At 69.7% G+C, this 23,567-nt stretch carries 29 protein-coding genes; 12 read left to right on the top strand and 17 right to left on the bottom strand.

What is annotated here, in order from left to right:
• Positions 1 to 72 precede the first annotated feature (72 nt).
• Positions 73 to 768, top strand: a complete 696-nt coding sequence (locus OO69_RS34715; RefSeq protein WP_033284852.1) for a response regulator transcription factor — start codon at positions 73 to 75, stop codon at positions 766 to 768.
• A complete protein-coding gene (locus OO69_RS34710) occupies positions 765 to 2,054 on the top strand; it encodes a HAMP domain-containing sensor histidine kinase (protein WP_033284851.1) in 1,290 nt (429 codons plus the stop codon). The genes OO69_RS34715 and OO69_RS34710 overlap by 4 nt, the downstream gene beginning before the upstream one ends.
• Here the strand turns inward: OO69_RS34710 and OO69_RS34705 are convergent.
• Positions 2,020 to 2,547 (bottom strand): SgcJ/EcaC family oxidoreductase, encoded by a 528-nt coding sequence (locus tag OO69_RS34705; protein WP_033284850.1) that lies wholly within the window; start codon positions 2,545 to 2,547, stop codon positions 2,020 to 2,022. The genes OO69_RS34710 and OO69_RS34705 overlap by 35 nt on opposite strands.
• A gap of 105 nt (positions 2,548 to 2,652) precedes the next feature.
• Complete coding sequence (locus OO69_RS34700; protein WP_033284849.1) at positions 2,653 to 2,844, bottom strand: hypothetical protein; 192 nt, start codon at positions 2,842 to 2,844, stop codon at positions 2,653 to 2,655.
• 148 nt (positions 2,845 to 2,992) lie between these two features.
• Between OO69_RS34700 and OO69_RS34695 the strand changes: the two genes are divergently transcribed.
• A complete protein-coding gene (locus OO69_RS34695) occupies positions 2,993 to 3,718 on the top strand; it encodes a sulfite exporter TauE/SafE family protein (RefSeq protein ID WP_106971155.1) in 726 nt (241 codons plus the stop codon).
• Positions 3,719 to 3,754: 36 nt separating this feature from the next.
• Here the strand turns inward: OO69_RS34695 and OO69_RS34690 are convergent, their stop codons facing one another.
• The 3 genes from OO69_RS34690 to OO69_RS34685 form a co-directional block, all read right to left on the bottom strand.
• Positions 3,755 to 4,825, bottom strand: coding sequence for a hypothetical protein (locus tag OO69_RS34690; protein WP_051801396.1), 1,071 nt, complete (start codon positions 4,823 to 4,825; stop codon positions 3,755 to 3,757).
• A gap of 284 nt (positions 4,826 to 5,109) precedes the next feature.
• Positions 5,110 to 5,301, bottom strand: coding sequence for a DUF397 domain-containing protein (locus OO69_RS50665; protein WP_078652699.1), 192 nt, complete (start codon positions 5,299 to 5,301; stop codon positions 5,110 to 5,112).
• A complete protein-coding gene (locus tag OO69_RS34685) occupies positions 5,298 to 6,116 on the bottom strand; it encodes a helix-turn-helix domain-containing protein (RefSeq protein WP_051801409.1) in 819 nt (272 codons plus the stop codon). The genes OO69_RS50665 and OO69_RS34685 overlap by 4 nt, the downstream gene beginning before the upstream one ends.
• A 78-nt stretch (positions 6,117 to 6,194) precedes the next feature.
• Here OO69_RS34685 and OO69_RS34680 point away from each other — a divergent pair, with 78 nt between their 5' ends.
• Complete coding sequence (locus OO69_RS34680) at positions 6,195 to 6,602, top strand: hypothetical protein (protein WP_033284847.1); 408 nt, start codon at positions 6,195 to 6,197, stop codon at positions 6,600 to 6,602.
• Between the two features lie 194 nt (positions 6,603 to 6,796).
• Here the strand turns inward: OO69_RS34680 and OO69_RS34675 are convergent, their stop codons facing one another.
• From OO69_RS34675 to OO69_RS34655, 5 genes are all read right to left on the bottom strand, one after another.
• Complete coding sequence (locus tag OO69_RS34675) at positions 6,797 to 7,129, bottom strand: helix-turn-helix domain-containing protein (protein ID WP_033284846.1); 333 nt, start codon at positions 7,127 to 7,129, stop codon at positions 6,797 to 6,799.
• Positions 7,126 to 7,512 (bottom strand): type II toxin-antitoxin system RelE/ParE family toxin, encoded by a 387-nt coding sequence (locus OO69_RS34670; protein ID WP_033284899.1) that lies wholly within the window; start codon positions 7,510 to 7,512, stop codon positions 7,126 to 7,128. The genes OO69_RS34675 and OO69_RS34670 overlap by 4 nt, the downstream gene beginning before the upstream one ends.
• A gap of 91 nt (positions 7,513 to 7,603) precedes the next feature.
• Positions 7,604 to 8,263, bottom strand: a complete 660-nt coding sequence (locus tag OO69_RS34665; protein ID WP_033284845.1) for a DUF5063 domain-containing protein — start codon at positions 8,261 to 8,263, stop codon at positions 7,604 to 7,606.
• Entirely contained in the window at positions 8,256 to 8,855 is a 600-nt protein-coding gene (gene recR / locus OO69_RS34660) for a recombination mediator RecR (RefSeq protein WP_019070339.1), read from the bottom strand. The genes OO69_RS34665 and recR overlap by 8 nt, the downstream gene beginning before the upstream one ends.
• Before the next feature lie 73 nt (positions 8,856 to 8,928).
• Positions 8,929 to 9,273, bottom strand: coding sequence for a YbaB/EbfC family nucleoid-associated protein (locus OO69_RS34655; RefSeq protein WP_078652697.1), 345 nt, complete (start codon positions 9,271 to 9,273; stop codon positions 8,929 to 8,931).
• 261 nt (positions 9,274 to 9,534) lie between these two features.
• Between OO69_RS34655 and OO69_RS34650 the strand changes: the two genes are divergently transcribed.
• Positions 9,535 to 10,254 carry an SLATT domain-containing protein gene (locus tag OO69_RS34650; protein ID WP_033284843.1) on the top strand — a complete coding sequence of 240 codons (720 nt, stop codon included), beginning with the start codon at positions 9,535 to 9,537 and terminating at the stop codon, positions 10,252 to 10,254.
• 13 nt (positions 10,255 to 10,267) lie between these two features.
• Here the strand turns inward: OO69_RS34650 and OO69_RS34645 are convergent, their stop codons facing one another.
• The 4 genes from OO69_RS34645 to OO69_RS34630 all read right to left on the bottom strand — a co-directional run bounded on the left by OO69_RS34645 (position 10,268) and on the right by OO69_RS34630 (position 15,192).
• A complete protein-coding gene (locus tag OO69_RS34645; protein WP_033284842.1) occupies positions 10,268 to 11,794 on the bottom strand; it encodes a substrate-binding domain-containing protein in 1,527 nt (508 codons plus the stop codon).
• A 142-nt stretch (positions 11,795 to 11,936) separates the two neighbouring features.
• Positions 11,937 to 13,979, bottom strand: a complete 2,043-nt coding sequence (locus OO69_RS34640; protein WP_033284841.1) for a serine/threonine-protein kinase — start codon at positions 13,977 to 13,979, stop codon at positions 11,937 to 11,939.
• A 119-nt stretch (positions 13,980 to 14,098) separates the two neighbouring features.
• Complete coding sequence (locus OO69_RS34635) at positions 14,099 to 14,578, bottom strand: MarR family winged helix-turn-helix transcriptional regulator (protein WP_033284840.1); 480 nt, start codon at positions 14,576 to 14,578, stop codon at positions 14,099 to 14,101.
• The gene (locus OO69_RS34630) at positions 14,575 to 15,192 is read right to left on the bottom strand and encodes a type 1 glutamine amidotransferase family protein (RefSeq protein ID WP_033284839.1); all 618 of its coding nucleotides are present in this window, start codon (positions 15,190 to 15,192) and stop codon (positions 14,575 to 14,577) included. The genes OO69_RS34635 and OO69_RS34630 overlap by 4 nt, the downstream gene beginning before the upstream one ends.
• Before the next feature lie 178 nt (positions 15,193 to 15,370).
• Here OO69_RS34630 and OO69_RS34625 point away from each other — a divergent pair, with 178 nt between their 5' ends.
• From OO69_RS34625 to OO69_RS34610, 4 genes are all read left to right on the top strand, one after another.
• Complete coding sequence (locus tag OO69_RS34625) at positions 15,371 to 16,726, top strand: aspartate aminotransferase family protein (protein ID WP_033284838.1); 1,356 nt, start codon at positions 15,371 to 15,373, stop codon at positions 16,724 to 16,726.
• Between the two features lie 167 nt (positions 16,727 to 16,893).
• On the top strand, positions 16,894 to 17,598 hold the full coding sequence (locus OO69_RS34620; RefSeq protein ID WP_033284898.1) for a GntR family transcriptional regulator: 705 nt from the start codon (positions 16,894 to 16,896) through the stop codon (positions 17,596 to 17,598).
• 41 nt (positions 17,599 to 17,639) lie between these two features.
• Positions 17,640 to 20,087, top strand: a complete 2,448-nt coding sequence (locus OO69_RS34615; RefSeq protein WP_234444603.1) for a dolichyl-phosphate beta-glucosyltransferase — start codon at positions 17,640 to 17,642, stop codon at positions 20,085 to 20,087.
• A gap of 90 nt (positions 20,088 to 20,177) precedes the next feature.
• On the top strand, positions 20,178 to 20,828 hold the full coding sequence (locus tag OO69_RS34610; protein WP_033284837.1) for a hypothetical protein: 651 nt from the start codon (positions 20,178 to 20,180) through the stop codon (positions 20,826 to 20,828).
• On the opposite strand, the gene OO69_RS34605 is transcribed toward OO69_RS34610, so the two are convergent.
• On the bottom strand, positions 20,825 to 21,700 hold the full coding sequence (locus tag OO69_RS34605; RefSeq protein ID WP_033284836.1) for a helix-turn-helix transcriptional regulator: 876 nt from the start codon (positions 21,698 to 21,700) through the stop codon (positions 20,825 to 20,827). The genes OO69_RS34610 and OO69_RS34605 overlap by 4 nt on opposite strands.
• Positions 21,701 to 21,832: 132 nt before the next feature.
• On the opposite strand from OO69_RS34605, the gene OO69_RS34600 reads away from it, so the two are divergent.
• Positions 21,833 to 22,048 carry a tautomerase family protein gene (locus OO69_RS34600; RefSeq protein ID WP_019070350.1) on the top strand — a complete coding sequence of 72 codons (216 nt, stop codon included), beginning with the start codon at positions 21,833 to 21,835 and terminating at the stop codon, positions 22,046 to 22,048.
• Positions 22,049 to 22,052: 4 nt separating this feature from the next.
• Here the strand turns inward: OO69_RS34600 and OO69_RS34595 are convergent, their stop codons facing one another.
• A complete protein-coding gene (locus OO69_RS34595) occupies positions 22,053 to 22,343 on the bottom strand; it encodes a hypothetical protein (protein WP_033284835.1) in 291 nt (96 codons plus the stop codon).
• A gap of 163 nt (positions 22,344 to 22,506) precedes the next feature.
• Here OO69_RS34595 and OO69_RS34590 point away from each other — a divergent pair, with 163 nt between their 5' ends.
• Both OO69_RS34590 and OO69_RS53630 read left to right on the top strand, forming a co-directional pair.
• Positions 22,507 to 22,866: a DUF6247 family protein gene (locus OO69_RS34590; RefSeq protein ID WP_033284834.1), complete on the top strand. Its 360-nt coding sequence runs from the start codon at positions 22,507 to 22,509 to the stop codon at positions 22,864 to 22,866.
• Positions 22,867 to 22,946: 80 nt separating this feature from the next.
• On the top strand, positions 22,947 to 23,069 hold the full coding sequence (locus tag OO69_RS53630) for a hypothetical protein (protein ID WP_267885231.1): 123 nt from the start codon (positions 22,947 to 22,949) through the stop codon (positions 23,067 to 23,069).
• Here OO69_RS53630 and OO69_RS34585 read toward each other — a convergent pair.
• Complete coding sequence (locus tag OO69_RS34585) at positions 23,041 to 23,466, bottom strand: hypothetical protein (RefSeq protein WP_051801408.1); 426 nt, start codon at positions 23,464 to 23,466, stop codon at positions 23,041 to 23,043. The genes OO69_RS53630 and OO69_RS34585 overlap by 29 nt on opposite strands.
• Positions 23,467 to 23,567: the final 101 nt, after the last annotated feature.

Here is a 23,567-nt window from a genome sequence, read left to right as displayed (position 1 = left end):
GGGGTGCCGGAAAAGTGCCAAGGGTCACAGGTCACACCTGTGAATTAAGTTTCAAGCATTAAGGTGCGCCGTGTGCGCGTACTTCTGGTGGAAGACGATGAGCCGGTCGCCGAGTCCCTGCGACGCGGACTGATCCGCTACGGCTTCACGGTCGACTGGGTCACCACGGGCGCCGCCGCCCTGGCCCACTCCGCCCCCTACGACGTCGTCCTCCTCGACCTCGGCCTGCCCGACACCGACGGCCTCGACGTGTGCAAGGCGCTGCGTGCCCGCGGCGACATCCCGATCATCGTGATCAGCGCGCGCAGCGACGAGACGGACCGGGTGGTCGGCCTGGAACTGGGCGCGGACGACTACGTCTCGAAGCCGTTCGGGGTACGGGAGGTCATCGCGCGCATAAGGGCGGTGATGCGCCGCGCCCAGCCGAGGGCGGTCGCGGAGGCCGCCGGCCCCGACGCCTACGGCATCCGCCTCACCATCGACCGCAAGGCGGCCCGCGTCCGCCTGGACGGCGAGGAGATCCCGCTCGCCCCCAAGGAGTACGACCTGCTGTCGTTCCTCACCGAGGAGCCCGGCGCGCTGATGTCGCGCGAACAGATCATGGAAGCGGTCTGGGACGCGAACTGGTTCGGCCCGACGAAGACGCTCGACGTCCATGTGGCGGCGCTGCGGCGGAAGTTGGCGGGCGCGGTCACGATCGAGGCGGTACGGGGCGTGGGCTTCCGCCTGGAGATCACCTCCCCCGGCGACGGATCGCCGACGTCATGATCCGGCAACTGATCGTCAGCTACGTCCTGTTGGTGGCCGTAGCCCTGACGGCCTTCACCGTGCCCGTCGCCTTCACGCTGACCGCCCAACTCCGGGGCGACACCGAGCAGTCGGTGGAGCGCGAGGCGAAGACGATGGCCCTCCTGCTGAGCGGCGACGCCGCCTCGCGCGCCGCGCTGGACCGCATGATCGTGGCGTACGCGCAGGAGACCCCCGGCACGGCGGAGGTGCTGCCCGCCGCGCGCGCGAAGACCGCGACGCACTGGGGCGAGGGGGAGTTGGAGGTGACCGAACCGGCGAAGCGCGACGGCCGGACGGTCGGCGCGGTCCGCATCACGTACCCCACCTCCGACCTGACCCACCGCCTGATCCAGATCTGGGGTTTCCGCGCGATTCTCGCCCTCGCGGTCCTGGCGGTGGCGGCGGGCCTGGGCGCGATCGTGGCCCGCCGCCTCACCCGCCCCCTGCGCCAACTCAACGACATGGCGAGCAAGTTCAGCGACGGCGACCTGACGGCCCGCTCCCCCGTTACAGGCCCGCACGAGACACAGACGCTGGCCAAAACCTTGAACCAGGGCGCCGAACGCCTCGACACCCTCATCGCCTCGCAGCGCATCTTCGTGGCCGACGCCTCCCACCAACTCCGCACCCCGCTCACGGCGTTGAGGCTGTCGCTGGACAACATCGCGGACGGCGTGGACGACGAGTTCGTACGGGAGGACGTGGAACAGGCGACGGCGGAGGTGGTCCGGATGAGCCGCCTGGTGAATGGCCTGCTGGTGCTGGCGAGGGCGGAGGCGAAGGTGACGGCGGCGGAACCCCTCCCCCTCCGGGAGATCGTCGCCGAACGCCTCTCGGTGTGGAGACCGGCCGCCGACGAGCGCGGAGTGGACATCGCGCTCAGGGGGAGTGTTGCCGACGGCCGGCCGCTTGTGCTGGCCAGTCCCGGTCATCTCGAACAGGTCCTGGACAACGTGCTGTCGAACGCCCTGGAGGTGTCACCGGACGGCGCGACGATCACCGTACGGTCGGAACTGCGGGGCGACGAGGTCGAGTTGACGGTGACGGACGAGGGCCCCGGGATGTCCGACCCGGACAAGTCCCGCGCCTTCGACCGCTTCTGGCGCGGTCAGGGCCTCACCGGGCGGACGGGTTCAGGCCTGGGCCTCGCCGTCGTACGCCAGTTGGTGACGGACGACGGCGGAACGGTGACCCTCAGGGACGCCCCGGGAGGAGGGCTGCTGGTCGCCATCACCCTTCGGGCATCACCGAGGAGTGGTGGTTGACGATCAGCCACTTGCCGCCGCGCTTCTCGTACTCGTAGGTGTAACGGGCCTCCACCACACGCTTCTTGCCGGTCTTCGGGTCGGTGAGCGTGATGTCGTAGGCGCCGGCGTCGATGGCCGAGTTGCTGTCAAGGACGTTGATGTACGTCTCGACCTTCTTCGCGACCGGCTTGTTCGGCAGGAAGTGCTCGAAGTAGTCGACGATCTCGGCGCGGTCGGTGCGGATCTCGTTGGAGACGGTGGGCAGCAGCACGGCGTCCGGCGCGTACCGGTCCGCGACCTTCTTCGGGTCGCCGGTCTGCAGGGCGGCGTTCCAGCCGTCGAAGAGGGCGGCTATCTGCTTCTTGCTGGGCTTGGTGGAGTTGGTGTGCTTGGTGGGCTTGGTCTCGTGCTGGGGCCCGGCGGTCGCGGCGACGGTACCGAGGGTGCCGAGGGCCAGGACGGTGGTGACGGTGACGACTGCTGCACGCTTGCTGATGGATCTGCGGGTCATCTCAACTCCAGCTGTACTGGTGCTCTTTGGGATGACTCCAGACTCGCTTTCGGCTGGTTAGCGCCCGTGCAGCGGACGTACAAGGGGCGGCCAGGACCGACCCAATTAACGCGCTGTGGCCGCCCGACCACGGTCCCGGACGAGGCTGACCCCGGCTCCCAGCGATACGACGCCCATGCCGACTGCGGTCATCACGCCCTGCGTTCCTTCGACCACGAAGGGTGCGACGGCGGCGACGGCCAGGTTGAAGAGGAAGAGGAACCAGAGGACGGGCTTGGAGGAGAGGAGGTTCTTCATGACGGGCATCCTTGGGATCTCGGAGCCGGTGGCTCGTTCACCGGCTGACGTGTTCAACGATCCCGTTTCCGCAGGTCCGCGACGAGGGAGTGCGGTCCCGAAGTGGGGGTGTAGCGGGCTACACCCCCGGCAGGAATGATGTTGCCCCATGACGGGGGACATACTGCTGGCCGCGATCGTTCTGCTCGGCTCCTCCGTGCAGTGGCTCACCGGCATGGGCTTCGCCCTGGTCGCCGTCCCGGCCCTCGTCCTCCTCCTCGGTCCGTCCCAGGGAGTCGTCCTCGCCAACTGCGCCGCCGGCGCGATCAGCGTCGTGGGCCTGGCAGGCGGCTGGCGCCAGGTACGGGCCCGCGCGATGGTCCCCCTGTGCGCGGCGGCGGTCTGCACGGTACCGGCGGGCGCGTGGCTGACCCGCCAACTCCCGCCACCAGTCCTGTTATTGGTGATGGGCGGCTTGGTGACGATCGCCGTCCTCCTGGTGATGCGCGGCGCCCGGGTCGCGGCCCTGCGCGGCACGAAGGGCGCGGTGGCGGCGGGCGCGGCGGGCGGTTTCATGAACGCGGCGGCGGGGGTGGGCGGGCCGCCGATCTCCCTGTACGCGGTCAACGCGGGGTGGACGGTACGGGAGTTCGTCCCCAACGCGCAGTTCTACGGCGTCGTCGTCAACGCGTTCTCGGTCGCGGCGAACGGGGTGCCGTCGTTGAGTGGGGCGCGGTGGGTCGCCGTCGTCGCCGCGATGGTGGTGGGCGGGGTGATCGGGCGGGGGCTGGCCGGGCGGATAGCTGAACCCCGGGCGCGGGTGCTGGTGTTGTCGTTGGCGTTGGCGGGTGGGGTTACGGCGGTGGGGAAGGGGCTGTGGTCCTGGGGGTCATGACGCCGCCGCCCTCTCCTCCGTGCCGCTTCTCGGCCGTCACGGCTTCCACCGCCTCGGCGGGAGGCCGTTCGCGATGCGGTCGCGGTTGTCGCGGTAGTGGTAGTGGACGCGGTCCTCGATCGGCACGGGGCGGAACGTGTCGGGTACGGGACCGCCCGTACGGCGTTCCAGCTTCTGCTTCAGGAGGCGGGCCGTCGTGGTTCCCAGGTAGGCGATCTCCTCGAAGCCCTTCTTGACCTCCTCCTCGCTCAGGTCCGGCTCCGCCCGGCATTCCTCGCAGATGCCGTTGATGATCTTCGCCGTCCGCTCGTCGGCGTCGCAGGTGGCGCAGGCCATGAGCACGCGGGTCACACGGGCGCGGAGGGGGCGGGTCTCGGCGGCGTCGTTCTTCTTCGGGGGCATCTTCGTCTCCAATCGGGTGCGGGCGAGTCCGCCCGGGTTCGTGACGGTGGGTGGCAGTCCGTCGGTCAGCGCGCGGGCCATGTCGGCCGGGGTGGCGCCTCGTGCCAGCCACTCGGCGGCGAGGGGTTCGAGGGCTCGGCACTCGGCTTCCGAGAGCGACATGCGGGGGGCTGTGGCGCGGAGTTGGGCGAGTGCGCGGTACGCGGCGCTGGGCTCGGGGGTCGGGTCCGTCGCCGGTGTCCCGTCGGTCTCGGTCTCGGTCTCGGTCTGGCTCTGGCTCTCCGGCGCAGGGGCCCGGGTCGGCGTCGGGTCTTCCGTCCGTGCCAGGCCCGGCTGGTAGTCACGCGTGACATCCCTGCCGTGGCGTTCGCGTGCGAACTCCGCCCACCACTGCGCCGACCTGGGCGTACGCGACCAGTACGTCCGCGTCACCCACCGCATCGAGTTGTCCTCGACGGTGATGTGTTCCTTGATCCAGCGCAGGTGGCCGGCCTCGGTGAGGCTCTTGAGAGACGTACGGCAGGCCTGCTGGCCGTAACGGGGGTGCTCGGCCGCGATCACCTTGTGGCCCATGGCGTGACCGTTGTCGAGGTGGTCGATGAAGACGGCGATCTCGGCGTCTCGCGGGAGCAGATGTGCGAAGTCCGGGTCGGCGTACGGTTCTTCGTCACCCGTGGCGCGTTTTCCGTAGCCCGTATTGGCCATGGGGTGCGACGGGGACGGCAGGGCAGGGCTAGGCTGGGCGTAAGCCACGATCGACTCTCTTCGATTCGTAGGTCTAGGCCCCGGAGCCGGTGCTACCAACACCGACCGGGGCCGAACTATTTGCTTGTTTGCCGTGAACCTAGAGTGGCTTTACGTTCCAGCGCAAGCTGATCATCGAACGTCACCCGTTCGGGTTAAACCCCCCTCAACTCACTTACAGGCCTGGTTGGTTGGGTTGTTTTCAACCAGCCCAGAACCCAAGAAAAGAGCTCGGATCCCGGGGCTCAAGCTCCGGGGTGAGCTGCGGAAACGAAGGCTGCCCAGGAGGCGGCGGTGACGGTGAGTTGAGGGCCTGAGGGGTTCTTCGAGTCGCGGATGTGGATGGTGGTTCGGGGGGCGGGGATGGCTGCTTCTACGCACTCGCCACCCTCGTCATCGCTGTAACTCGACTTGAACCACTTCAACTGGTCATTCATCGCTGCTCCACCATCCGCTCGACGAAACGGGCCGACTCTGCGGGGCTGAGAGCCTCCGCGCGGATCATGCTAAGCCGCTCGGCCGTGCGGCTGACGAGGTCCGGGTCGGCCGACAGCAGGCCGCCCAACTGCCCCTCCGCGTAGGCAAACCGCTCGTGGTCGCGGGTCTCCAGCAGCACCATGGGGCCCAACAACGCCGCAGGGATGGCCTTTACGAAGGGGAGCACCTGGATCACGACATTCCGCAGCCGGGAAACCTCCAGCAAGCGGCTCAACTGTTCGGTATCGACCAGGGGACTCCGCAGCGCCGCCTCATAGATGACGAACCTGAGGGCCACGGGCGGCTTCCGCTCGGTGAGGATCGCCTGCCGCTCCAAACGGCCGATGATCCGCTCCTCGACCGTCTCCTCGTCCAAGGGCGGGTAACGGTTCTCGATCAGCGTCCGCGTGTAGTTCTTCGTCTGCAATAGCCCGGGGATGTAGGTGGCGTCGTACGACCAACGGCTGGTCGCCTCTTTCTCCCTCTCCACGTACTCGTGCAACCGTGCTGGGAACTTCTCCCTCTTCAGATAGTCCTTGGCCGCGCTCAACATCCCGTCGGCCCGGCACAGGTCATCGGCCACATCGAGCACGCGCGGCGTCGGCATCCGTACGCCCTGCTCCATGGCTTTGATGGTGTCCGGCGCGTAGTTGGAGGCGGCGGCCAGCTGCTCCCGGCTCACATTGGCCTTCGTGCGCCACCGCTTCAGCTGGTTCCCGCTGTACCGCCAGGCCGCAGGCGGCGGCAGGGAGTTGGCGTTGGACTGGCCCGACACAGCACCCACCTCCGACCGATACACCCCGGCGTGTATCACCTCAGTCACTACCGAGCGTAGCTTCGCAAACGCCACCGTGTGACCATGACCGAATCAATTCACCTACCGGACTGGATTCCCGCGTCCGGCCACCAACTCCGGCTCACCGGCGTCCACTTCGACGCCGTACGCATCGAAGGCGTACGGGGAGAACAGGTCGCCACGCGTCTCATCGAGGCCGCCGACGGGGATGCGGGGCCTGTTGTCTGTGAGGCGGCGGGGTTCCGGTGGATGTACTTCCTGCTGGCGCCGGGGGAAGTGCGCCGGCACAACTGGCCTTTGGGTGTGCAGCAGTTCGGCGGCCGGGGCACTCGTACCGTCACGTACATCGGGATTCCGGCGCTCTACGGGAACACGTGGCCGTTGCGGTGGTACAGCGAGCCTACGGCTACGGCGCCGTACGTCGACCAGAAGTTGCTGCTCACCGCCGTCGGAGCGGTCAGCTGATGCCTGTTGACCAGTCAGCGGGCACGAAGCGTTCGTCCAGGCGGCCGAGTTCGTCGAGGAGTCGGCCGCCGTAATGGGCGGGATGGGTCATTCAGGGAAGCGATGGGGTGCACGGAGCGTCCACGGGAGGCTGCGGTTCCCGGGGAAAATGGGTACGCCCACTTGGCTCCGGACAAGACTGACCGACGCAACGTTCAGGCGGCCCCGGCCGTCCGGTCCCCGTACTCGATCGTCACAGTGATCCGAGCGCCGAGCGCCTCCGCATACGTACGCATCGTCTCCAGGTTGTGAATCTCCCCCCGCTCGATCTGGGAGACCCTGGCCTGAGAAATCCCCACCGCCTCCGCCACCTGAGCCTGCGTCAGCCCCTGTTCCTCGCGGATCTCACGCAGATGGTGGCCCACGACGTACGCCTCGGTCGCCGTACGAGCCGACTGCTTACGGGATGCCCACTCGGCGTCGGACACCCCGGCCTGGTTCTCCCTCATCCGGCGCTTGGTCTCTGTCCAACTGCTGTACTGGCTCATCGGACCTTCCTGTCCTTTCCTGCCTCGTCAGCGGCGGCCAGGTACTCGTCATAGCGGGCCTCGGCGAGGGGGATCGACTCGTGATACCAGTCCCTCCAGCGGCCGGACTTGTCCCCCGCCACCAGCAGAATCGCCTCTCTCCTGGAGTCGAAAACGAAGAGGATCCGAACCTCTGTACGTCTTGAGCTGCCAGGTCGCAACTCCTTGAGGTTGTGCGTCCAGGAGCCGGTAAGCCGGTCCACCAGCGGACGCCCCAACGCGGGGCCGCTCTCGGCGAGCATGTCGATCGCAGCTTCAACGAGGTCCGCGGACATCGGGTCCTCCTCTGCCAGCTTGAGCAGCCACGACTCCACCGAGGGATGGAGGTTGATCTCCCAGTTCATGCTCCACATCCGAGCGTACGATGTGGAGCAGAAGAAGGAAATCCTTATATGTTCAGCTCAACGAGTGAACAAAGGCGCGAACGACTCGGGCCTACTTGACCGGCCTGATCCCCAACGGCCCCGCGATCTCCTCCGCCATCACCGCGCCCGCCTCGAACTCCAGCGTCTCGTCGCCCATGCTCACGTCCGTGTCCAGGCCGTCCAGTTCCGGGAGGGGCTGGTTGAGGCGGACGTGGGCTACCAGGGACTGGAGGGCGCGAAGGGTGGCCGAGGCGGTGGAGCCCCAGTTGGAGAAGTAGGAGAACTGCCACCACCACAGGGCCTCCGTGGTGCGGCCGGCGCGGTAGTGGGCCATGCCGTGGCGGAGGTCGGTGATGACGTCGGCGAGGTCGTCGGAGATGCGGGCCGGAACCGGGGCCTTGCGCGGCTCGTAGGGGTCGAAGACCTCCGAGTACACGTCGATCGGCTCCAGCATCACCGCGAAGCGCTCGCGGATCTCGTCCACGTCCGGCTCCGGGCCCAGGTCGGGCTCGTAGCGCTCGTCCGGGAGGATGTCCTCGTGCGCGCCCAACCGGCCGCCCGCCAGGAGGAGTTGGGACACCTCCAGGAGGAGGAAGGGGACCGCGGAGTCCGGGTCCTCGCCCTTCGCGACCTCGAACACGGCCACCAGGAAGCTCTCGACCTGGTCCGCGATCTGGACCGCGAAGTCGTCCGGGTCCGGATCGGTGGCATGCAGCGTGGCGTCAGACATCTAGGAGTCGTCTCCCCTCGAAGGCGCGGCCGAGGGTCACCTCGTCCGCGTATTCCAGGTCGCCGCCCACCGGGAGGCCGCTGGCCAGGCGGGTGACCTTGAGGCCCATGGGCTTGATCATGCGGGCGAGGTACGTGGCCGTGGCCTCGCCTTCCAGATTGGGGTCCGTGGCAAGGATCAGTTCCGTGACCGTACCGTCGGCCAACCGCGCGAGAAGTTCTCGTATACGCAGGTCGTCGGGTCCGACACCTTCGATCGGGCTGATCGCTCCGCCGAGGACGTGGTACTTGCCTCGGAACTCGCGCGTGCGCTCGACCGCCACTACGTCCTTCGGCTCCTCGACCACGCAGATCACCGAGAGGTCGCGGCGCGGGTCGCGGCAGATCCCGCACAGTTCTTCCTGCGCAACGTTTCCGCAGGTCGCGCAGAAGCGGACCTTCGCCTTGACCTCCATCAGGCACTGCGCGAGCCGCCGTACGTCCGTCGGCTCCGCCTGCAGGATGTGGAAGGCGATCCGCTGCGCGCTCTTGGGACCGACGCCGGGGAGTCGCCCCAATTCGTCGATGAGGTCCTGGACCACGCCTTCGTACAACGGACTGCCTGCCCTTCCGTGGAGTCATGCGGTACGCGTGACACGTACGTACCGTAGTTGGCCGCGGCCTGTCTTAGAAAGGCAGACCCGGGATACCGCTGCCGCCGCCGAGGCCTTGCGCGAGCGGGCCGAGCTTCTGCTGCTGGAGGGTCTGCGCGTTCTCGTTGGCCGCCTGGACCGCCGCGACGATGAGGTCCGCGAGGGTCTCGGTGTCCTCCGGGTCGACCGCCTTCGGGTCGATCTTCAGCGCGCGGAGCTCGCCGGCGCCGGTGACGGTGGCCTTGACCAGCCCGCCGCCCGCCTGTCCGTCGACCTCGGTCCGCGCCAGTTCCTCCTGCGCGGCCGCCAGGTCCTGCTGCATCTTCTGGGCCTGCTGCAACAACTGCTGCATATTGGGCTGGCCACCACCGGGAATCACGATCAGCTCCTGGTTTCGTACGGCTGTCAGTCTTGGATACGGCTGTATGGGCGCGGTTCCGCCCGCTCGGCACGAGCCTACGTGCTCCGGGCAGTCATCGCTTCGGCACTCTTTCGAGTGAGTCTTCACCGTGTCCTATACCTGATCAAGACCCACTTCCGGGCGGAAAAGAGGTGAAACCAGATCCTTCGCCACCCATTGGGCGGTAGGAAGGGTCCGGCACATCAGCATCAGGTGTCACACGACGTAAGGGAGTGCCGGGTGGGTCAGCCGGAGATTCAGCCCGAAGGCGGCGATCTGGCCGGGCGGACGTTTCCGCTCGGGGACTGGGGCGAGCCGACGGCCCGGCTGGACGAGCTGTACCGGTGGGTCGAGCGCGGGGCGCTGGAGACGGCGGCCGGCTATCTCACCGGCCGGGTGTGGAAGCGGCGCGGGGCGCGGATGCTGCGCGCGGGCGCGGCGCTGGGCGCGCTGGCGGGCGCGGCGCTGCCCCTGCTGGACCTGACCGGGGTGGTGGACGGGCTGGCCGCCTGGGGCTATCTGGCGCTGCTGCTGGGGGCCGCGTGCGTGGCCGGGGACCGGTTCTTCGGGATGACCTCCGGCTGGATGAGGGACGTCGCTACGGCGCAGGCCGTGCAGCGGCGTCTCCAGGTGCTCCAGTTCGACTGGGCGTCGGAGGGCGTCCGGGAGTTCCTGGGACCGGCGGAAGGCACGGCGAGCGAGGCCGCGGACCGGTGTCTGGCCGTGCTGCGGCGCTTCTCCGAGGACGTGACGGAACTGGTCCGGGTGGAGACCGCCGACTGGATGGTGGAGTTCCGGACCGGGGCGGGGCCACTGGGCATCCAGTCCGCGGTGGTCCCCGGGAGCCGGCAGGAGGGGACCGTCGTCCAGGGCCGGTTCCCGCAGCCGCCGGGACCGGGCGGCCCCGGGGGCGGCAGCCGCCCGAACATGCCGAGGCAGCGGCCGCCCGAGCCCCGATGAACTGAGCACCGGGCTAGGCGCAGAGCTTGAGGCCCTCCGGCGTCCAGCACGGGATGTGGCCGTGGGTGCGGATCACGTCCTGGCCGTTGCCCCGCGAGAGATACGTCAGGAAGCTCGACGCGAGGGAGTCGGCCGGGGGCTGGCCGTAGGTGTAGGCGTACTCGATCTCGCGGTACGGATAGGCGCTCGTCCCGTGTTCGATGGCGTCCACGGAGGGCGGATGGCCGTCCAGCCGGAGGGTGTGCAGACCCTTGGCGCCGGACGCGAGGGTGAGTTCGCTGTAGCCGATCGCGCCGGAGAGTTCGGCGACCTGGCTCAACACCTGGTCCGTGGAGTCGAGTTCACACCTGATGACGGGCGCGGTCGGGTCGTCCTTGTGCACGCAGTCGACAGAGGAGTTGGCGATCTCGCCGCGCTGCAGCACCCGGCGCTGGAACACCTGCCGCGTACCGGAGTTGGCGTCCCGGCTGACCAGATGCACCGCGAGATTCGGCCCGCCGAGCTGCCGCCAGTTCTTGATCTCGCCCCGGTACAGGCGTCGTACGTCCGCGGTCGACAGGTTCTTCAGCGGGATGCCGTCGTTGACGACGATCGCGAAGACCGACATCGCGACGCGGTTCTCACGCAGTCGCGGCATGTCGCTCGGCTTGGGTCCGTCCGAGAGGGCTACGACGGCCGGGGAGCCCTTCGTCGACGCGAGCCCGGTGGCCTCCAACTCCCTTACGCCCGCCGTCGATCCGTGCGGGTCGACCACGACCTTCGCGCCCTCGCAGTCCCGTTCGTACTTCTTCGCGACCTCCTCCACGACCGGGGCGAAGGTGGTCGAACCGGTGACGGTCAGGGTGCCGTGGGCGCAGCCGATCGGGGGCGGGCTGTCGTCACGGACCACGACGATCGCCGCCAGCGTCACCACGCACACCGTGAGCATGATGGTGATCAGCCGGGAGGCGCGGCTGAACAGGGGCGCCTTGTCGTCCGGGGTGGCGCTGCGGTTGGGGTGCACCTCGCCGTCGCGGATGCCGCCGATGAGCCGGATCGGGCAGCCGACGTCACCGCCGGACAGCAGCACCAGGAGCTTGAAGTGGTCGCGGGGGTTGAGCGGGACGCGCGGGATGCGCAGGGTGTTGGTGTCGTAGCCGAGGCCGGCCGCCGGGGTGAAGTGGTCCATCAGATGGTCGGTGCCGACGGGCTGGGTGACCGAGACACCGCGGATCGTGCGGTCGGTGAACACCGCGGTGAGGCCGTGGAGTTCACGCCCGGTGTAGTCGTTGTCGGCGATGCTCTGCGAGCCGTCGTTCTCGATACGCAGCAGGACGAGGGTGGCGTCGGACATGCCGGGGGCCTCGTCGAAGAGGCCGAGGCGTCTGTTCGCACGGCCCGAACGGACGTCGTCGCCAATGGGGTTGTCCATCTGGACGCGATAGCCGATCCGTTTCCGGCGCGGCACCCGGCGTTCGTACCAGACCATCACGCCGGACGCGACGATGCCGAGCACCGCCGTGCCGACGGCGACGACGTTCTCCGCGCTCAGCCACTCCACTGCGGGCCCCCGCTCCCCAGCCGGATCGTGGGGTCACGGTACGAGCGGCACCGGACAACACACAGGGGGTTCCGAACGAAGTTCGCGTGACGTTCAACTGACCCTGACGTGAAGGGAGTTCAGCTCACCGTCCGCGAGAGGCTCAGCCCGCCTTCGTGTACGTCAGCTTCTCCCCGTTGCTGGTGTTCACCCGCTCCAGCGTGGTGTCCGACAGCAGAGTGATCTCGGTGGCGGAACCCGGGTTGCAGGACGACAGCGGCTTCCCGGAGGTGACGGTGGACGCGCCGATCGCCAACGGGCTGTCGCCGCCCGGTTCTTGGGCGAGGTCGGCGGTGAACTCGCAGTGGTAGCCGGGTCCGTCCGCGACCAGTGTCAGCACCGGGGAGCCCACCTTCCCCTGCCGGATGGTGAGTTGGCGGGTGTTGTGGCCCGTGGCGTTGTCGATGGACGCGTTCCAGGTGCCGAGGTATCCGCCGGGTACGGCGCCGTCGCTGGTCGGTGTGGCGGACGGCGACGGTTTCCCGGTGGTCGCGGTCGGCCCCGGGGTCGAGGGCGCGGCACTCGTGGCCTGACTGCCCGAACCGGCCTTCGTACGGCCGCTGTTGCTCCCGTCCTTCATCAACGCGTACACCGAACCGCCGGCGCCCAGCGCGACGACCAGCGCGACCACGACGAGGAACGCGGTCGACCTGCCGTTCCTGCGCGGCGGCTGGGGTTCCCCGTACGCCGGGGCCATCCCGGCCGGTCCCGGGCCGTAGGGCGGGGTGGCGCCGAGGCCGCCGTTGTGCGGGTAGGGGTTGTACGGCACCTGGCCGCCCCAGCCGAGGAGTTGGCGGGGCGGGGGCTGGGGGTACGCCTGCTGCGGGTCGGCGTAGGCGGCGGAGGGCTGGGGGTGCTGTTGCGGGTAGCCGTAGGCCGGGTGCGGGGGTTGTGGGGGCGGCGGTGTCCGGGTGGCTCCGGCCTGCTCCGCGACCACCGTCGGAGAGTGGTCGCCCTGCGGCGCGCCGGGAGCCGGTGCCGGTACGGGTGGGGTCGGGGAGGAGTCGTCGGAGGCGGGGGCGTGCTCGGGGGAGGCCTCGGAAGTGGTGGGTGTTTTTCGGAGGAGGTCCGGCTTCTCCACGGGGACGGCGACGGGGGCTGGGGCGGAAGTGGGAACGGCGGGAACGGCGGCGGAAACAGGGGCGGCGCCCTGAACCGCCTCCGGGTCCCCGCTCTCCGGGGCCGGATCCGCTCGCTCCACCTCCACCCGTTCCAGTTCCGTCGTCTCCGGGTCCTCCGTGTCCAGCAACTGCACCGCATGGCGGCCGAGTTGGGCCACCAGCGGGCCCGGCAGCCACGGGTCGCGGGAGCGGCCGCCGGAGACGGTGTCCTCCGCGCCCGTGCGGTCGAGGATGCGGTTGAGGGTGGGGCGGGTGGCCGGGTCCTTGCGGAGGCAGTCGCGGACGAGGTCGGCGATGCCCTCGGGGACGCCCGACAGGTCGGGTTCCTCCTGGGCGATGCGGAACATCAGGGCGTGCACACCGCTGTTGGCGGCGCCGAAGGGAAGGGTGCCGGTCGCGGCGTAGGCGAGGACGGAACCGAGGCAGAAGACGTCGCACGCCGGGGTGATGCGGTCGCCCCGCACCTGTTCCGGTGCCATGAAACCGGGCGAGCCGACCAGCGAACCGGTGCGGGTGAGTCCGTCGCCGGCCTGGGTCTCCAGGGCCCGCGCTATGCCGAAGTCGATGACGCGGGGGCCGTCGATGGTCACCAGCACGTTGGACGGCTTGAGGTCGCGGTGGACGATGCCGGCGGCGTGGATGTCCTGGAGCGCGTGCGCGAGCCCGGCCGCGAGGATCCGTACCGAGCGCTCGGGCAGTGCGCCGTGGTCCCGCCCGACGACCTGTTGCAGGCTGGGCCCGGCGACGTACCCGGTGGCCACCCACGGCACCTCGGCCTCGGTGTCCGCGTCCAGCACGGGTGCCGTCCAGTGGCCGCCGACCCGCCGCGCGGCCCGCACCTCCTGCCGGAACCGCGCTCGGAACTCCTCCTGCGCGGCGAGGTCCTCCCGCACCAGCTTCACGGCGACCGTGCGTCCCCGGTCCGACCGGGCCAGATACACGTGCCCCATGCCACCGGCGCCCAGCCGGGCAAGCAGCCGGTACGCCCCGATCCGCTGCGGATCGCCCGCCCCCAGTTTCTCCACGACGGCGCCGCCTCCCCTGAATTCCCCGGTCACGCCCCGGTCGCGCCCCTGTGCTCCGCGACAGACCGGGAACAGCCCGAGAATAGTGCGGGGAATCGACGGGACGGATGGTGAGGTGTCTACGGTTCCGTAACGGCCGAGCCGTCCTGGTCACCGGGCGGACCGAGTTCGTCCAGCACCGCCGACAACCCCTCCAGCACCTCCACCGCCTCCGCGAGCCGTGCCTCGCCGAGCACCTCCGCCAGGCGGTCCGCGTACGCCGTATGCCCCGGGCTCACCCGCGCGATCGCCGCCCGCCCCTCCCCCGTGGGTGCCAGCAGCTTGGCGCGCCGGTGGGCGGGGTTGGCCCGGTACTCGGCCAGCCCCCGTTCCACCAGCAGGTCGGCGATGCGCTGGACGCTCTGCCGGGTGATGCCCATCGCCCGGGCGATCCCGGAGACCGGCAGCGGCTCGCCGAGGACCGCGCCCAGGACCTGCCACCAGGCGGCGGTGAGACCGGCGGGACGCGCCAACTCCTCGGCCACGGCGAGGAATTGGCCGTTCAGCCGGAACACCCCGAGGGCGCTGCGGCTGAGCAGTTCCTGACGCTCACGGCTCACAGCACGCCGGCCTTCTGGAGGACGCCGTACGCCTCCGCGTCCGAGTCGTGGAACAGGCGGTACCACGCGTCGAGCACCTCGCCCTCGTACACCCCGAGCAGCCGGAAGACCTCCCGTGCGAAGGCGACGGGCTCGGTGGGACCGGCGGTGACCAGGTTGCCGTCGGTCACCGCGTCCGCGTCGACGTACCGTTCGCCGCCGCCGTACCCGGTGGCCGCCAGATAGAAGGAGACCGCGCCGGTGTGGTCCCGGTCGTCCAGCAGCCCCTCGCGCGCGAGCCCGGCGGTCGCCCCGCAGATCGCGGCGACGGGGACACCGGCGTCGAGGAACTCCCGTGCCGTACGGGCGAAGGGGGCGAGGTCGTCCCCCGTGTCCCACAGATCGGCGCCCGGGAGGATCAGGAGCGAACTGTCCTCCGGCCGTACGTCGGCCAGCGCCAGGTCCGGTTCGACGCGCAGGCCGCCGATGCTGACCACCGGCCCGCGGGTCGGCCCGACCGTCCGGATCCCGTACCCGGCGCGGGCGAGGTGGGCGGTCGTATGCCCCGTCTCCCAGTCGGCGAGGGTGTCGTACACGGCGAGGTGCACGGGCTTGCGGGTGCCGCTGCTGCTCATGACTCCTCCAGCCACTATGACAGGATGCTGCTTTATTGACAGCATACTGTCGTTAGGGTCGCTCGGCAACGCCTACCGCGCACCCCACAACCGGGTGGACAACCTGTCGCGGAAACCTCCCGACCACAGACAGGACGCCGATACCGCTTCCGCATCGCGGACATTTACGCTCACCCGCATGACCCCTCAGCCCAACCCCCAGGCCGGCGCCGCCGTGAAGGCCGCGGACCGTGCGCACGTGTTCCACTCCTGGTCCGCGCAGGAGCTCATCGACCCGCTCGCCGTGGCCGGCGCGGAGGGGTCGTACTTCTGGGACTACGACGGCAAGCGCTACCTGGACTTCACCAGCGGGCTCGTCTACACGAACATCGGGTACCAGCACCCGAAGGTCGTCGCCGCGATCCAGGAGCAGGCCGCGACCCTCACCACCTTCGCGCCCGCGTTCGCGATCGAGGCCCGGTCCGAGGCGGCCCGGCTCATCGCCGAGCGGACCCCCGGCGACCTGGACAAGATCTTCTTCACCAACGGTGGCGCCGATGCCGTAGAGCACGCGACCCGTATGGCCCGGCTGCACACCGGGCGGCCGAAGGTGATGTCGGCGTACCGCTCGTACCACGGCGGTACGCAGCAGGCGATCAACCTCACCGGCGATCCCCGCCGTTGGGCCAGCGACAGCGCCACCGCCGGGGTCGTGCACTTCTGGGCGCCCTTCCTGTACCGGTCCCGTTTCTACGCCGAGACCGAGGCGCAGGAGTGCGAGCGCGCGCTGGAGCACCTGGAGACGACGATCGCCTTCGAGGGGCCCGCGACGATCGCCGCGATCGTCCTGGAGACCGTTCCCGGGACCGCCGGGATCATGGTGCCGCCGCCCGGTTATCTCGCCGGGGTCCGTGAGATCTGCGACAAGTACGGGATCGTCTTCATCCTGGACGAGGTGATGGCCGGGTTCGGGCGGACCGGTGAATGGTTCGCGGCCGATCTGTTCGACGTCGTACCGGACCTGATGACCTTCGCGAAGGGCGTGAACTCCGGCTATGTGCCGCTCGGCGGTGTCGCCATCTCCGGCGCGATCGCGGACACCTTCGGCAAGCGGCCCTACCCGGGCGGGCTGACGTACTCCGGGCACCCGTTGGCCTGTGCGGCGGCCGTCGCGACGATCAACGTCATGGCCGAGGAGGGCGTCGTGGAGAACGCGAAGTCCCTCGGTACGACCGTCGTCGAGCCCGCGCTGCGCGCGCTGGCCGAGCGGCACCCGAGCATCGGCGAGGTGCGGGGCGTCGGGATGTTCTGGGCGCTGGAGCTGGTGAAGGACCGGGAGACGCGCGAGCCGCTGGTGCCGTACAACGCGGCCGGTGAGGCGAACGCGGCGATGGCCGCATTCGGGGGCGCCGCGAAGCAGCAGGGGCTGTGGCCCTTCATCAACATGAACCGGACGCATGTCGTCCCGCCGCTCAATGTGAGTGAGGCCGAGCTGAAGGAAGGGCTCGCGGCTCTCGACGCGGCGCTCTCCGTCGCGGACGAATTCACCGCGTAAAACAGCGGGTAATTCGGCGCCGAATACACCTCTTAGCACCCGGAATGGGCGGGTCCGTTCAACTGGTGCCCGCATCCGGGCAAGAGGGGAACCCGAACGCGTAAGGTGGCGTGCTCGTAGACATATACGAGTACGCCATCGAACGCGACGAGGGAGACGCCCCGACGATGCCCGGAGGAAGCAGCGGCAGCGGCGCCGTGACCCGCAGCACCCTGCGGCAGCAGATCGCCGACGCGTTGCGCGACGAGGTCCTGGCGGGCCGGCTCCAGCCCGGTCAGGAGTTCACGGTGAAGGAGATCGCCGAGCAGTACGGCGTCTCCGCGACTCCGGTCCGGGAAGCGCTCGTCGATCTCTCCGCGCAGGGACTCCTGGAAGCCGACCAGCACCGCGGCTTCCGCGTCCACGAGTACTCGGTGGCCGACCACCGCGGGATGATCGAGGCCCGCGCCCTGGTCACCGAGGGCATGTTCCTGGCCCTGGCCGGCGGCCACCCCGTCTTCGACCGCACCGAGGACCCCCGTACGGTCGCCGCGCTCGCCGGGGTCCGCCGCCGCGGCGAGGAGGCGCAGCGCGCCGCCGACGCCGGTGACCTCACCGTGCTGATCGGCTACGACCTGCGCTTCTGGCGCGAGTTGAGCGCCATGTTCGGCAACCCCTACCTCGGCGACTTCCTGCACCGGCTGCGCGTCCAGTCCTGGGTGTGCACCGTGCAGCATCTGCGCCGGCTGAGCGATCTGCGCGGCCGCCTGTGGTCCGAGCACACCGAACTGGTCGATGCCCTGGCGCGCCGCGACACCCCGGCCGCGCGCTCGATCGTCCTCGCGTACAACACGCACTCCCTCGACCTCATCGAGCGGCTGGCCGCCCGGTGACCGGACCGGAAAGGGCCGCTCCGGCCGTGGACAGTGCCTCCGTGGACCCCACCAGTTCCTCCGTGGACCCCAGTGTCGGCGTCGTGGACCTCAGTGTCGTCGTGCCCGCCTACAACGAGGAACGACGGCTCGGGCCGACCCTCGACGCGATCACCACGTACCTCGGCGACAACGAGGGCCGCTTCGGCGACTGGGAGATCATCGTCGCCGACGACGGCTCCGACGACGGGACCCGGGAGGTCGTCACCTCCCGCGCCGATCCGCGGGTGCAGGTGGTCACCAGCCCCCGCAACCGCGGCAAGGGCCACGCCCTGCGCCTCGGGGTCGCCGCCTCGCGCGGGCGCCGGGTGCTGGTCACGGATGCCGATCTGGCCGCGCCTATCGAGGAGTTGGAGAAGCTCGACAAGGAGCTGAGCGAGGGCCGCGCGGCCGCGATCGGCTCCCGGGCCGCGCCGGGCGCGACGATAGAGAGCCACCAGCACCCGATACGCGAACTCCTGGGCCGCGCGGGCAACTTCCTCATACGCCAGGCCGCGGTGCCCGGCATACGCGACACCCAGTGCGGCTTCAAGCTGTTCGAGGGCGACCGCGCCCGCGAGGCCTTCGCCGCCTCCCGGATCAACGGCTGGGGCATCGACGTGGAGGTCCTCCAGCACTTCCGCCGCGCGGACTGGGAGGTCGCCGAGGTCCCGGTGCGCTGGTCCCACCAGTCCGGCTCGAAGGTACGGCCCCTCGACTACGCCAAGGTCCTCACCGAACTCGGCCGCCTCCGCGCCCGCTCCCTGCGCCCGGTCGACCTCCTGGTCGTCGTCCTCTTCCTCCTCATGTCGGTCGCCCTCTACTCGGGCCGCTTCTTCGACCCGAACCACCGCTACCTGGAGGACTCGCTCCAGGACCAGAACCAGTGGGAGTGGTTCTTCGCGGTCACGGCCGACAACGTGGCCCACCTCCACAACCCGTTCTTCTCGAACCTCCAGGGCTTCCCCGACGGCGTGAACCTCATGGCCAACACGGTCATGCTGGGCCTGTCGGTCCCCTTCGCGCCCCTCACCCTGCTGGCCGGCCCGGCGGTCTCGCTCAGCGTCTGCATGGCGCTCGGCCTCGCGGCCACGGCCGCCGCCTGGTACTGGCTGATCGTGAAGCGCGTCGTACGGCAACGGGCCGCGGCCTTCGTCGGCGCCTCGCTGGCGGCCTTCGCCCCGCCGATGGTCAGCCACGCCAACGCGCACCCGAACTTCGTCATCCTCTTCATGATCCCGCTGATCATCGACCGCGCCCTGCGCCTGTGCGCGGGCACCCGGGTCGTCCGCGACGGCGTCGTGCTCGGCGTGATGGCGGCCTACCAGATCTTCCTCGGCGAGGAACCGCTCCTCCTCGCGTCGATCGGCATGGTCCTGTTCGCCGCGTCCTACGGCGTCCTCAACAGGGAGGTCGTCCGGGCGTCCTGCCGCCCCCTGCTGAAGGGCCTGGGCATCGCGGCCGGGGTCTGCGCGCCGATCATCCTGATCCCGCTCTACTACCAGTTCATGGGCCCGCAGAGCTACAAGAGCGTCCTGCACGGCGACAACGCCGGCAACAGCCCGCTCGCCCTGCTCTCCTTCGCCGAACGCTCCCTGATCGCGGGCAACGAGGTCCGCGCGAACTCCCTCTCCCTCAACCCCACCGAGCAGAACGCCTTCTACGGCTGGCCGCTCGTCGCCCTCGCCTTCGCCGTCGTCGTACGGCTGTGGGAGCACGCCCTCGTCAAGGCGCTGGCGTTCACCGCGATCGCGGCCGCGATCCTCTCCATGGGCCCCAAGATCCGCATCCCGCTCACGGACACGATCTACCCGGGCCCCTGGGCCCTGCTCGCCCACAAGCCGCTCTTCGAGTCGGTGATCGAGGGCCGGGTCGCGATGATCTGCGCACCGGCGCTGGGCATGCTGCTGGCGATCGCGGTCGACAAGCTGGCGGCGACGCGCCGGCTCGGCACGCAGTACGTGGGTCTCCTGGCCGTGTGCATGGCCCTGATCCCGATCATCCCGGCGCCCCTGAAGGCCGTGGACCGGGCCGCCGTACCGGCCTTCTTCACGGACGGCACCTACAAGTCGTACGTCCGCGCCGGTGAATCCATCGTCCCGGTCCCGCTGGCCGACCCCGGCTCGGCGGAGCCCCTGCACTGGCAGACGGCGTCCGGCCTCGGCTTCAAGATGCCGGGCGGCTACTTCAACGGTCCCTACGGCGACGACCGCATCGGCATCTACGGCGCCTCGCCCCGCTACACCTCCAACATGCTGCGTGACGTCCGCTACACCGGCGTCATCCCCACCATCGGCAAGAACTGGCGGGCGCAGGCCAAGGCCGACTTCGCGTTCTGGCGCGCGGGGGCGCTGGTGGTCGCGCCACAGCCCAACGACGACAAGCTCCGCACCGCTGTGGAAAAGCTGGTCGGCAAACCCGGTAAGTGGGTGGACGGCGTGTGGGTATGGGACCTGCACGAGGGGAGCTGACCCGGGCCGCACCGACTACTCTTCCCCCTACTCTTGCCTGACCACCATGCGAGATCCACGATGCGCAGCGAGTAACCGAGGAGCCCCCTTTTGGCCTGTGACCTGTGGCTGGTCCCGCTCGTCGACGTGTTGTGCCACACCCCCGACAATCCGTTCGCCGAGGAACTCGCGCTCTACAACTCCCTGTTGGCCGAGGCCGGGCTCCCCCCGGTGCCGGTGTACCAGTACATGCCGGGCCTGTCCGGCGAGGTCGCCCCGGTCGCGGGCTTCGACTACGACGCGCTGCACTTCCTGCGCCGGGCCTACCTCCTCCAGGTCTGCGGTCTCCCGGTGACGCCGGTCGACGACTTGGGCGGCGACTACGAACAGCTCCTGGAGATGTTCGAGACCACGGCCCAGCAGTCCCACCTGGTCTGGCACTACGACCACGCGGGCGCCTACGTCCCCGTCGACTTCCCGCACCCGCTCTCGAACGACGAACTCCTCGCCGGCGGCGGCCCGTTGGGCTCGTCCCAGACCCTGCTGCGCGAGCTGGAGTTCGTGGCCCCGACGATCGGCATCGACCCGGCGAACCCGCCCGCGACGCCCGAACCCCCCGCCGCGCCCACGGAGTTGGAGGAACCGGCCGTGGCCGCACCGTACGACCCCAGCCCGTTCGCGCGTGAGCGGCACGTGTGGCTGGGCCTGCACGCGGCGGCGACCCGCAGCCTGGCGCAGGGCTCGATGATCGTGTTCAGCTAACGCCGCGTGCGGGACGACGCGTTCTCGTCCGCCCCCATGTCCTGCGTACCGATGACGCCGAGCAGTTCGAGCTGCGCGGCGCCCTCGGTGCCGGGCGGGGCGGTGAACCACAACAGGCGCTGCCGACCGTCCTCGCTGAACAGGCTGTGGCAGTCCAGCTCGATGACACCCAGCGTGTGGTGCACGATCCGCTTGTGATCGGTACGGCGCAGCCCCACGTCATGGGTGTCCCACAGCGCGGCGAACTCCTCACTGCGCCGCCGCAGCGCGGCCGTCATCCCGGCGACCTCGCTGTCGCGGCTCCGCCGGGCGGCGACGGCCTGGAGGTCGGCCACGAAGACCCGTGAGTGGTGCGCGTGATCCTCGGCCGGGTAAACCGCGCGGGACGCCGGATCGGTGAACCACCGGTACGCGAACCCAGTGGCAGGCCCACGCGGCTCCGGCGCCCGCCCGAGCAGCGCCACGGCCAGCTCATTCTGTACGAGGGTCTCGTGCAGGTCGGTGATGACCTGGGCCGGGGTGGTGGCCAGCCGGTCCAGCAGCCCGAGCAGGGCGGGCTGGACGTGCCGCGCGCCCACGCCGTGCGCCGACTCGGGCAACGGCCGGTCGGCGAGGTGGAACAGATGGTCGCGCTGATCACCGCCCAGCCGCAGCGCGCGGGCGAGCGCGGACAGGGTCTGAGCGGAGGGCTGGGCGCCACGCCCCCGCTCCAGCTCGGTGTAGTAGTCGGCGGACAGCCCCGCCAGCTGCGCGACCTCCTCGCGCCGCAGCCCGGGCACCCGGCGCCGGGGCCCGACGGGCAGCCCGACATCGGCCGGCCGGACCCGGTCACGCCGGGACTTCAGGAACGCCGCGAGCTCGGGAAGGTTCACCGTCTCATCGTCGCCTCTCTACGGCGTCCGAGCCAGGGGCTGCCAACCCCTGGGTGGGCTCAGCCCTGGCCGGGGGGCCGCCGCGGACGCAGGCTTGCCCCATACCCACACGGCACTACGAAAGAGAACACCATGCCTTTCGCGAACTTCAAGGTCCCCGCCGGCGCCCTCACCGCGGAGCAGAAGGAGCAGATCATCACGCGCACCACCGACCTGTACGCCGAGATCTTCGGCGACGGCGCCCGCGCCACCACCCTCGTCCTGGTGGAAGAGGTCGCCGACGCGGGTTGGGGTATCGGCGGCGGCGTCCTGACCCTGGCCAAGATCCAGGGAACACCGCAGGAATGAGCGCCTAACGAATCTTGCCGAGACCGGCCTCGACCTCCTCCGGGTTCATCACCGGGGTGTAGGTCAACTCGGCACCCAGGTTGAGGAAGAGCGGCTCACTGATCGACGGGATGTCGGAGGGGTCCTTCAGATCGAAGAACAGGAACGCGGTCCGCTTGCCGTCCTCGGCGGTGAAGTAGGCCGCCTCGGGCTTGATCTGCTCCAGGGTCTCCTGCATCAGCTTCCCGAGAGTCCCGTTCCGGATGGCGTCGTTCCCCTTCTCCGTGTCCATGGACGCTTTCAGCATCATGCGCATCGCAGTCACCTTCTCTGGGTTGGCGTGCGCGGGTGGACGAATTCAGCATATGCCCGCACAAAGGGGGCGTCCCGATGAGGACGCCCCCTTGTCTGTCCGCACGAGACGCGGTCGGGATGCGCGCTAGAGTCCAGACCAGCGACGCCACGAGGGGAACAGCGGCATGAGCGTGCAACACGCCGAACATGACGACGTCCCCGCGATCCCCCGCCCGGACCGCACCCCGCGTGGGCTGCGCGCGGCCTGCGCCATCGTGGCCCCGCACCTGCTCCCCTCTTACGACCAGGCCAAGGACCAGGCCCTCACCGAGGCGTTGCAGCACAACTCGGTCAGACCTGTCCACGCCTATCTCGCGCACTGGGCCGCGCTGATCGAGATCGAGCGACACCCCGGGACAGCGAGGGCCCACCACCGCGCCGAGTACCTTGCGCGGATCGCGACCACGCCGGACGAGGCGCGCGTACACCTGACCACCGCGAGCGCCATCTACCGCGAGGCGGCCGAGGCAGTACGCGACGCGTGAGCTGGACTTGGGAGTACGTCCCCGACCAGAAGACAGGGGCGCCCTGAGCGCCACCCGCGTTCCCGGCCGCGGTCGAGAAGATGGCCGACGAGGGAGCGAAGCACACGTCCGTGGACGGTGACTCCTTCGTGTACACGGTCACGCTCCACGCGGAACTGGTCACCCTCCGGCAGATCACACCTGATCCGGGCCTGGACGCCTGACCTCTCCCCACCCTTCCACCGCGGCGCGCAGCAGCAGCGCGTGGACGAAGTGGTCCGGTGCGGTCGGGCGGTAGCGCCAAGTCAGGGGCCAGGTCTGGCCATTGAGGGCCGGGACCGGGATGTACGACATGTGGTTCGGGCCGGCGGTGAGGCGGGTTGCTCCGGGTGGCCAGGGGCGGTGGGACGTGCTGCCGACCGGGACCAGGAAGTAGACCGCCCTGTTGCCCGTCGCCTCCTCTACGACCGGCCCCGGCGCCCCTCCTGTCATGCGCGCGAGCCTGTCCGCGAGGTCTCTGCCCTCGTCGCCGTCCACCCGTACCGCGTCGAACTGGACCCCCGCCTTGCGGAGTTGGATGCCGGTTGTGGGGATCCATTTCAGGTCACTTTGCGTATCCATGAGGACAGTCTCGGGAGTCACAGCTACCGTCTTCCATAACTCTGCGTCGACCGTCCGCAACGGTTGGATACGGGTGCGGGGTTCTGTTGACCGGTTGAGTT

It is taken from the genome of Streptomyces sp. NRRL F-525 (assembly GCF_000716605.1).
GTDB lineage: Bacteria > Actinomycetota > Actinomycetes > Streptomycetales > Streptomycetaceae > Streptomyces.
Note: the sequence above shows the minus strand (reverse complement) of the source record. Positions and strands in the feature narration are given on the sequence as shown.